We start from the raw sequence: 8,941 nt of genomic DNA on the forward strand, positions 1-8,941 counted from the left end.
ACCCGTTTCGGACGGATGGGAGCCCCCTGGGGGCCTCATCCGTCCGAAACGGGTCACTCGGCCACAGGGGACGTGCCGGCAAGTCGACGTGACAAAGGCGGCAGGTCGCCTTCGTCACGCCTGCGGGCGGGCGAGAAGGACGTTGAGGTAGAAGACGCCGTCCTGGACGCCGGCGTGGAGGGTGCCGCCGTAGCGCTCGGCGATCTGGCGCATGGAGCGCACGCCGAAGCCGTGGTTCATGCCGTCGACCTTGGTGGTGATCGGCAGGCCGTCGGCCGAGAAGTGCGGCAGGTCGGGGCAGTAGTTCTCCACGCTGACGCCGACCATCGCCCCCCGGCGCTGGACGGAGAGCGTGATGGCCCGACGCTCGGGGTCGGGCAGGTCGCGCACGGCCTCGATCGAGTTGTCGAGCGCGTTGCCAAAGAGGGAGTAGATGTCTGCCGGGGCCATGAAGTCGAGCGCGCTGCCCTCGGCCATCACCGTGAGCACGATGCCGCGGTTGGAGCAGGCGAGGCTCTTCTCGGTGAGGATGGTATCGAGCGCCTCGTTTCCGGTCTCCACCACGGAGTCGTAGACGTTGACCTCGCGCTCGATGTCGGCGAGCACGGCGCCGTCCACCACCGCCCCGCTCTGCGCGAGGTGACGGATCTGGTGCTTGATGTCGTGGCACTTGATGTTGATGGCCTCGATGTTCTCGCGCGAGAGGCGGTACTGGCGCTCGCGCTCGGCCAGAAGGCGCTCGGTCTCGGCGCGCTCGATGTCCGCGTGCTTGGCGTAGAGCAGCTCGTACTCGGCGATGAGCACGAACACGCACACCATGGGGTGCACGAGACGCAGCAGGACGAGCAGGTTGAACGGGATGCCCTTGAACACGAGCGCCTTGATGATGACGTCAAAGCCAATGACTACGATGACCACGACGACGAGCATCGAGAGCATCATGCGGTTCTCGACCTCGAGAAGGCCCTTGACGTTGACCCTCCTCACGAGGAGCCAGTATCCGGCGGCGTAGACCACGGTCGGCACGCCGATTGACACGACGGCGTCCCATGCGCCGTCGAGCTGGGCGCTCGCACTGTGGGTGACGACGAGCTGGATGAGGATCTCGAGCCCGCTCGCGATGTTCTGAAGCGTGTAGCCGGCCGTGGCACAGAAGATCGCTGTCCAGGGGCGCACGTCATAGACAAAGAGGACGAGCAGGACAAAGACGGCGAGAAGAACGCTGAAGACGACAAACGCCTGCATCGTGTCGAGCCCGGTGACAACCCCCGTCGCCAGCGGCACGACGGCGATGCCGAGAAGGACGGCGAGCACAGTCACGCTTCTCAGCACGTGATGGGGCCGCTTTGGCAGGCGGACGCAGAGCAGCGTGATGGGCACCAGGAGCTGCGCCAGCGGCTCGAGCGACCACCAGGTCTCGAAGAACTCCCTCACCTGCGGCCGCCAAGATAGTCCGTCACCGCGTCCATGACCTCGCGCTTGCGCGTGCGCGAGACGTGCAGCTGCTCGCCGGTGACCATCTGGAGCGTCTGGGGCCGGATGAACGAGATCTTGTCCATGTTGGCGAGGCAGCTCTTGGCCACGCGGACGATGGGCGCTCCGTCGAGCTCCTCCTCGACCTGGCCGAGGGAGCCGCGCGCCTCGACCTCCTCGCCGCTCTCGAGGTGATAGGTGAGCTTGTGGCCGGTGACCTCGATGTAGACGATCGAGCTGAAGGGTACGACGCGCACGCCGTCCTCGGTGGGAACCATGACCGAGCGCCCGGAGTTCTGCTTGATGACGCGCAGGGCGCGGTCCAGGTTCATGGAGAGATTGCCCCAGGTGACGGGCTTCACGATGAAGCCGGTGGCGCCGACCTCGTAGCCCTTGACGGCGTACTTGGCGAGGTTGGTGACAAAGATGATGGGCGTCGTCTCGTCGTAGACGCGCATGAGCTGCGCCGCCTCCATGCCGCTGATGCCCGGCAGGTCGATGTCCAGGAGGATGAGGTCGTAGCGCCCCTTGTCGGTGAGCATCTCCATTGCGGACTTGAGCCACGTGATCTGGAACGCCTCGGCATGGGCGTCCCCATAGCGACGCAGGTAGTCGGTGAGCCGGCGAGTCTCGTCCGGCTCGTCCTCAACGATGAGCGCTCGATACATGCTGTTCCCTCCCTGGGCCCGGTCGTAGCCAAACCCATCCCCGGTAAAAGGGTACCTCATAACGTTCGCCGGCAGAACGAGACCGTCTACCGGCGGTAGGTAACGAACGGTGTCACCGTTTGGCGGATTTGCGTGACAGACGCGTCACAAAAAACACACCTCAGGCCAAAACTGACGCCTGCGAGCAGCGCCGCGTTTGAATGGAGCCAACCGCAAAAGGTTGGACCTCGTGCGGGCATATGGGCCCGGCACGGGGAAGGGAGCGAGGAGGAACCCATGAAGAAGCAGTTGATTCTTGCCGCGGCGTGCGCGCTCGCGATCTCGATGCCGCTCGTCGGCTGCGGCGGCAACGGTGGCGGCGGCACCGCCAGCACCGGCGACGACACCGCCCAGTCCGAGTCCGGCGGCGACTTCGACGCCGTCGAGGCCTACTACGGCCAGTGGCACGGCTATGTCGAGATCACCGGCGAGACCGTCTACGGCACCTCCGGCGGCGTCGAGACGATGCTCGACGTCTATCTGGAGCAGGATGGCACCTGCTCCGTCGAGCCGGTCGAGGCCCACGCCGACCTGCTGACCGACGAGGGCACCTGGGAGGCCACCGAGGGTGAGATTACCCTGCACCTCACCGATGGCGACATCGTGATGACGGTCACGGGCGAGGAGAACGCCGAGGCCAACGCGGCCGACTTCGACATCGCCGACTTCGACACCATCCTGTTCGACTTCTACGGCTAATCCGTAGGCACCTGCGTTAGGGCGGCGCGGCCGGAGCAATCCGGCCGCGCCGAGGGAAGAGATGGCTCCAACAAAGGGAGACAAGCATGAAGAGCATTTCGCGTAGAGGGTTCTTCGCCGGCACCGCGGTGACGGCCGGCCTGCTCGGGCTGACCGCGTGCCAGACCGGCACCACCACCTCCGAGGAGCCCGCCGAGGAGCAGACCTCCGGCGGCGGCTACACCGAGACGGAGACCGAGGCCGGCTACATCGTCGTCGAGCAGGAGGGCGGCAAGCGCCTGTCCTACTCCAAGGACTCGGGCCTCAAGCTCATCGAGCAGGACGGCTTCGCGTTCAAGGACTTCGAGGGCACTGGCGAGCTCGTTCCCTATGAGGACTGGCGCCTCACGGCCGAGGAGCGCGCCGAGGACCTGGCTGGCCGTATCTCCATCGAGCAGATTGCCGGCCTCATGTGCTTCTCCGCGCACCAGACCTCCATCGAGAGCGACCGTGCCGTTACCGACGAGCAGAAGGAGTTCCTGGACGGCAACGTTCGCGCCGTCCTGAACGCCGCCTCGAGCTTCCCCGCGTTCCAGCAGGCCGAGTGGGCGAACAACATGCAGGCCTACGTCGAGGGCTCCGAGAACAAGATCCCCATCAACTTCTCGTCCGACCCGCGCAACGGCAACAACTGCATCGACTGGCCGGGCAACCTCGCTCTCGCTGCCACGTTCGATCCTGAGATGGCCAAGCAGACCGGTGCTGGCATTGCCCGCGACATGCGTCTCATGGGCATCACCACGTTCCTCGGGCCGCAGATCGACGTCTCGTCCGACCCGCGCTGGCAGCGCTTCTCCGGCACCTTCGGCGAGGACCCCGCGCTCTCCCGTGACATGACCAAGGCGTTCTGCGACGGCATGCAGTCCACCGTCGTTGACGGCGAGGACCAGGGCTGGGGCACGGGCTCGCTCGTCGCCATGATCAAGCACTGGCCGGCCGAGGCTGCCGGCGAGGGCGGCCGCGAGGGTCACGTTGACGGCGGCAAGTTCGCCGTCTATCCGGGCGACAACTTCGAGGCCCTCATGATCCCGTTCGTGGACGGCGGCTTCAAGCTCGACGGCAAGACCGGCTGCGCCGGCGCCATCATGACGTCCTACACCATCGCCTACGACGAGAACGAGAAGTACGGCGAGCTCGTCGGCTCCGGCTTCTCCAAGTACAAGGTCGCCGAGCTCCTGCGCGACAAGTACGGCTTCCAGGGCTCTGCGTGCACCGACTGGGCTGTCCTGAATGACCAGGGCGCCGGCATGGCAACCAGCTGGGGCCTCGAGGACGGCAGTGTCTGGAACCCGGCTAAGCGCGCCTCTAAGTCCGTCGAGGTCGGCGTGGACCAGATGGGCGGCTGCAACGACCCGACCCTGCTCGTCTCCGCCTACGAGGACATGGTCGCCAACCTCGGCGAGGAGCAGGCCGACGCTAACTTCCGCGCCTCCGCCAAGCGCCTGCTGCTCGGCTACTTCAACACGGGCCTCTTCGAGGACCCCTATGTTGACCCGGACGTTGCCCGCTCCACCATCGACAAGGAGGGCGGCGACGAGGAGTCCACGGCCGCCGCGCTCGACGCCCAGGTCAAGGGCATCGTCATGCTCAAGAACCACGACGGCGTTATCAAGGCCGCCGAGGGCGACGCCAAGCCCAAGGTCTACGTGCCGATGCGCTACAGCTCCTCCTATCAGTCCGCGAGCATGTTCGGCGGCATCTCCATGACGCCGTCCTCCTGCGAGCTCCCGCTGCTCCAGGGTACGCTCGAGAAGTACTTCGAGGTCGTGACTGACACTGTCGCCGAGACCTACACCGGTCCTGCTGACGAGGACGGCAACCCCACCGTGGCCGAGGCCGACATCACCCGCCTCACCGCCGCCGACATTGCCGACTGCGACTACGTCGTCGTCTGCGCGGCGGCCCCGACCAACCTCGACGAGCGCGGCGGCAAGGACCTCGACGGCAACTTCATCCCGCTGTCCAACCAGTACCGTCCGTACACGGCTGACAACGAGTACGTCCGCCAGGTCTCTCTTGCCGGCGACATCCTCGAGGACGGCACCAAGGAGAACCGTTCCTACTACGGCAAGACCTCCATCATGACCAACGAGGTCCAGCTCGACCAGATCCTCCAGGCCGCCGCGACGGCGCACGAGGCCGGCAAGCCCTGCATCGTGATCCTGGACATCGCCAAGCCGATGTGCGTCCACGAGTTCGAGCCCGAGGTCGACGCCATCCTCGTCTCCATGTCCGGCGCGACCGAGGCGGCCTGCCGCATCATCTGCGGCACCGACGAGCCCTCCGGCCTGCTGCCCATGCAGATGCCCAAGGACATGCTCGACGTCGAGAAGCAGCTCGAGGACGTCCCGAGGGACATGGAGTGCTACACCGACGCCGACGGCAACAAGTACGACTTCGGCTTCGGCCTCAACTACTCCGGCCCCATCAGCGACGAGCGCACCGAGAAGTACTGCGTCGAGCCGCTGACCGCGCCCGAGGCGTAAACACGCGCTGAAGGACCCAAAGGGGCGCGCCGCTGCCATCCTCCCTGGCGCGGCGCGCCCTTCCTCTATCGAGGTTCTTCTCGATACGTTTTCCGGCGTTCTTCTCGCCCGCCGCTCGAATGCGCGACGTGCGGTTTGCGCCGTCAAAACGACAGGTTGCGGGAAAGGCGAAACAAGCTTCGCCCGAACCCGTTGAATGAAGGTACCTGCAACAGAAGGGAAGGGGAGTACCCATGGCTGATGCCAAGAAGCCCAGGAAGAAGATGACCCGTCGCGGGTTCATCGCGAGCGGCGCCACGGCTGCCGGCCTCGTCGGCGTTACGGTTGCCGCCAACGTGGGCACCAACATGTTCAAGTCCGCCATCGACCACTACATCGGCGGCGGCGAGACCACCATCACCAACGCCCCCGGCTCCGAGGATTGGGACACCGCGTACTACGACCAGCAGTACCGCGGCCGTGGCCGTGCCACGGAGGAGGCCAAGAACATCGTCATCGAGATCGAGGGCGAGGGCATCGTCCTTCTCAAGAACGACAACAACGCGCTGCCGCTGGCCGCCGGCGAGTCCGTCTCCCTCATCGGCCGCTACGCCGCCGACCCCGTCTACGGCGGCGCCGGCTCCGGCACCGTCGACCCCAACGACTGCGTCACGCTCTATGACGGCATCGTCAACGCGGGCCTCGCGGTCAACGACACCGCCTACAACTGGATCGCCGAGAACTACGCCAACTACCCCAAGGCCAACATCACGATGGACAACCCGTCCACCGCGAGCTACTACATCGGCGAGATCCCCTGGTCCGCCTATAGCGACGAGGCCAAGAGCTCCATCGCCGGCACCACTGCCGTCGTGGTCATCGGCCGTGGCGGCGGCGAAGGCGGCGACCTCTCGCGCGACCTCGTCGGCGACGTGAACTCCGGCGTCTCCGAGAACTTCACCCCCAACGACGAGACCGCCAACTATGTGGAGGGCCAGCACGAGCTCGAGCTCTCCAAGGAGGAGATCGACCTCCTGACCGCCGTCAAGGAGTCCTGCGACAAGGTCATCGTGCTCTACAACGGCTCCACCCCGATGGAGCTCGGCCCGCTCATGGAGGGCGACCTCGCGGTCGACGCGATCGTCTCCATCGGCTCGCTCGGCGCCTCCGGCGCGGCGGCCGTGGGCCAGGTCCTCACCGGCGCGGTGAACCCGTCCGGCAAGACCACCGACATCTGGGCCGCGGACTTCACCGCCGACCCGACGTTCGGCAACTTCGGCGGCAAGCAGTACACCGACGTCTCCAACTACTACACCACCAACTACACCGGCACCGTCTCCAACGGCACCGCGTACTTCGTGGAGTACAGGGAGGGCATCTACTACGGCTACCGCTTCTACGAGACGGCTGCCGCAGAGGCCGAGGCGGGCAACTACGACTTCGACTACGATTCCGCCGTCGTGTTCCCGTTTGGCTATGGCCTCTCCTACACCACCTTCGAGCAGACGCTTGACTCCTGCGCCGTGAACGGCGACAACGTCGAGGTCTCCGTCACCGTGACCAATACGGGCTCCGTGGCGGGCAAGAGCGTCGTCGAGATCTACTACAGCGCCCCGTACACCGCAGGCGGCATCGAGAAGAGCGCCGTCGTGCTCGGCGCCTTCGGCAAGACCGCGCTGCTCGACCCCGGCGCGTCCGAGACCGTCGACCTCACGTTCCCGGTGCGCCAGATGGCGTCCTGGAGCTCCGACGAGGGCGGCTACGTCCTCGACGCGGGCGACTACGTGATCTCCCTGCGCTCCGACTCCCACACCGTGATTGCCGAGCAGGGCGTCACCCTCGAGGCCGAGACCTACAAGACCGACGACGCCACCGGCAACGAGCTTGCCAACCGCTTCGACGACATGACGACGTACATGAACGACAACTGCGGCGGCACCATGTCCCGCGCGGACTTCGCCGGCACCTGGCCCGAGGCCGCGGCCGACAAGACCGCTGCCGAGTGCGGCATCACGCTCGAGGAGTACGACTACAAGCAGCACCTCGGCGACGAGGCCATGCCCACGACCGGCGCCAACAACGGCGTCTCCCTCATCGACCTGCGCGGCAAGGCGTATGACGACGAGATGTGGGACCAGCTGCTTGACCAGCTCACCGTGGACGACATGACCACGATGCTCAACGACTGCGCCTACAACACGCCCGCCATCGCGCACATCGGCAAGCCTGCCACCTCCGAGCCCGATGGCCCGGCCGGCTTCACCTCGCTCACCGGCTCCACCGGCAACTGCGCGTACTGCTCCGAGTTCATCATGGCCCAGACCTGGAACACCGAGCTCATGTACCGCACCGGCCAGATGATCGGCCAGGAGGCGCTGGCGTCCGGCTACAACGGCTGGTACGCGCCGGCCATGAACACGCACCGCTCGCCGTTCGCCGGCCGCAACTTCGAGTACTACTCCGAGGACCCGCTGCTCGCCGGTAAGATGGGCGCCGCGGTGGTCTCTGGCGCCGCGAGCAACGGCGTTTACGCCATGATCAAGCACTACGCCCTCAACGACCAGGAGTCCTACCGCGTCCAGCACCTCTGCACGTGGGCTACGGAGCAGACCGCGCGCGAGATCTACCTGCGCCCGTTCGAGCTCACCATCAAGGAGTCCTCGGCCGAGATGAAGTACATTGCCGACGACCAGGGCACCGTCGAGACCGTCGAGATGCCGGGCTGCACGGCCATGATGAGCTCCTTCAACTACGTGGGCACCACGTGGGCCGGCGGCTCTCATGCCCTGTGCACCGAGGTCCCGCGCGGCGAGTGGGGCTTCACCGGCTGCATCATCACGGACTTCAACCTCTATGGCTACATGGACAAGAACTGGGGCCTCGACGGCGGCACCGACCTGCACCTCACCTACGCCGCCATGACGCCTGCGTTCCAGGGCACCGGCGAGGCCTCCGTCGTGGCGCGCCTGCGCGAGGCGTCCCACCGCGTGCTCTACACCGTGGTGAACTCCAACGCCATGCAGGGCATGGCCCCCGGCTCCACCATCACCACCTCCCCGTCGCCGTGGCAGTACGGTGTCTGGGGCGGCTCCGCGGTGCTGCTCGCCGGCGCGGCTGCGCTCGGCGCGCGCTGCTACCTCGGCGCCAAGCGCAACAAGGAGATCGAGGCCGAAGAGGCTGCCGAGAAGAAGTAGTTCTCGGCTGACCGACTGAGCCCTTCCCTCCCCGACGGGGTCGACCTTTCTCCTTGGTCGGCCCCGTCATCTTGTGTTGGGTGGGGGTTGTGGGCGGACGAGTGGAGTGTCGCCATGCCCCCGCAGAGAGGCCGTGCGGGCGGTTCGCGACACTGCTTCGAACGAAAACGTCGCCACACCCCCGCACAGGCCCTCTGCGGGCGGTTTCCGTCACTTCGCCCTCGCGGAACGTCGCCAGCGCACGGCGGAGCGGTCCTCGTCGGTGTACTCGGCGGGGGAGACCCGCACGAGGCCCTTCTCGGCGAGGAGCGACTCGACCTCGGCGAGGCCGCGCTCGTGACGCTCCACGAGGGCGGGCAGGGCC

The 8,941-nt window shown here is 66.4% G+C and carries 5 protein-coding genes; 3 read left to right on the forward strand and 2 right to left on the reverse strand.

The annotated features are described in order from the left end of the window. Positions 1 to 114: 114 nt before the first annotated feature. Positions 115 to 1,434, reverse strand: a complete 1,320-nt coding sequence (locus ACULPM_RS10800; RefSeq protein ID WP_445331386.1) for an ATP-binding protein — start codon at positions 1,432 to 1,434, stop codon at positions 115 to 117. Continuing rightward, positions 1,431 to 2,141 carry a LytR/AlgR family response regulator transcription factor gene (locus tag ACULPM_RS10805; protein WP_445331385.1) on the reverse strand — a complete coding sequence of 237 codons (711 nt, stop codon included), beginning with the start codon at positions 2,139 to 2,141 and terminating at the stop codon, positions 1,431 to 1,433. Before ACULPM_RS10805 ends, ACULPM_RS10800 begins: the two co-directional genes overlap by 4 nt. A gap of 276 nt (positions 2,142 to 2,417) precedes the next feature. Between ACULPM_RS10805 and ACULPM_RS10810 the strand changes: the two genes are divergently transcribed. The 3 genes from ACULPM_RS10810 (at position 2,418) to ACULPM_RS10820 (ending at position 8,577) form a co-directional block, all read left to right on the forward strand. Beyond that, the gene (locus ACULPM_RS10810) at positions 2,418 to 2,879 is read left to right on the forward strand and encodes a hypothetical protein (protein ID WP_445331384.1); all 462 of its coding nucleotides are present in this window, start codon (positions 2,418 to 2,420) and stop codon (positions 2,877 to 2,879) included. 86 nt (positions 2,880 to 2,965) lie between these two features. Then, positions 2,966 to 5,404 carry a glycoside hydrolase family 3 N-terminal domain-containing protein gene (locus ACULPM_RS10815; RefSeq protein ID WP_445331383.1) on the forward strand — a complete coding sequence of 813 codons (2,439 nt, stop codon included), beginning with the start codon at positions 2,966 to 2,968 and terminating at the stop codon, positions 5,402 to 5,404. 233 nt (positions 5,405 to 5,637) lie between these two features. Then, positions 5,638 to 8,577, forward strand: coding sequence for a glycoside hydrolase family 3 C-terminal domain-containing protein (locus ACULPM_RS10820; RefSeq protein WP_445331382.1), 2,940 nt, complete (start codon positions 5,638 to 5,640; stop codon positions 8,575 to 8,577). The last annotated feature ends 364 nt before the right edge of the window (positions 8,578 to 8,941 follow it).

It is taken from the genome of Thermophilibacter sp. ZX-H3 (genome assembly GCF_052599055.1).

Coding starts and splice junctions, on each gene's coding strand:
- ACULPM_RS10810 (WP_445331384.1), top strand. CDS start 2,418: ATGAAGAAGCAGTTGATTCTTGCCGCGGCGTGCGCGCTCGCGATCTCG.
- ACULPM_RS10820 (WP_445331382.1), top strand. CDS start 5,638: ATGGCTGATGCCAAGAAGCCCAGGAAGAAGATGACCCGTCGCGGGTTC.
- ACULPM_RS10815 (WP_445331383.1), top strand. CDS start 2,966: ATGAAGAGCATTTCGCGTAGAGGGTTCTTCGCCGGCACCGCGGTGACG.
- ACULPM_RS10805 (WP_445331385.1), bottom strand. CDS start 2,141: ATGTATCGAGCGCTCATCGTTGAGGACGAGCCGGACGAGACTCGCCGG.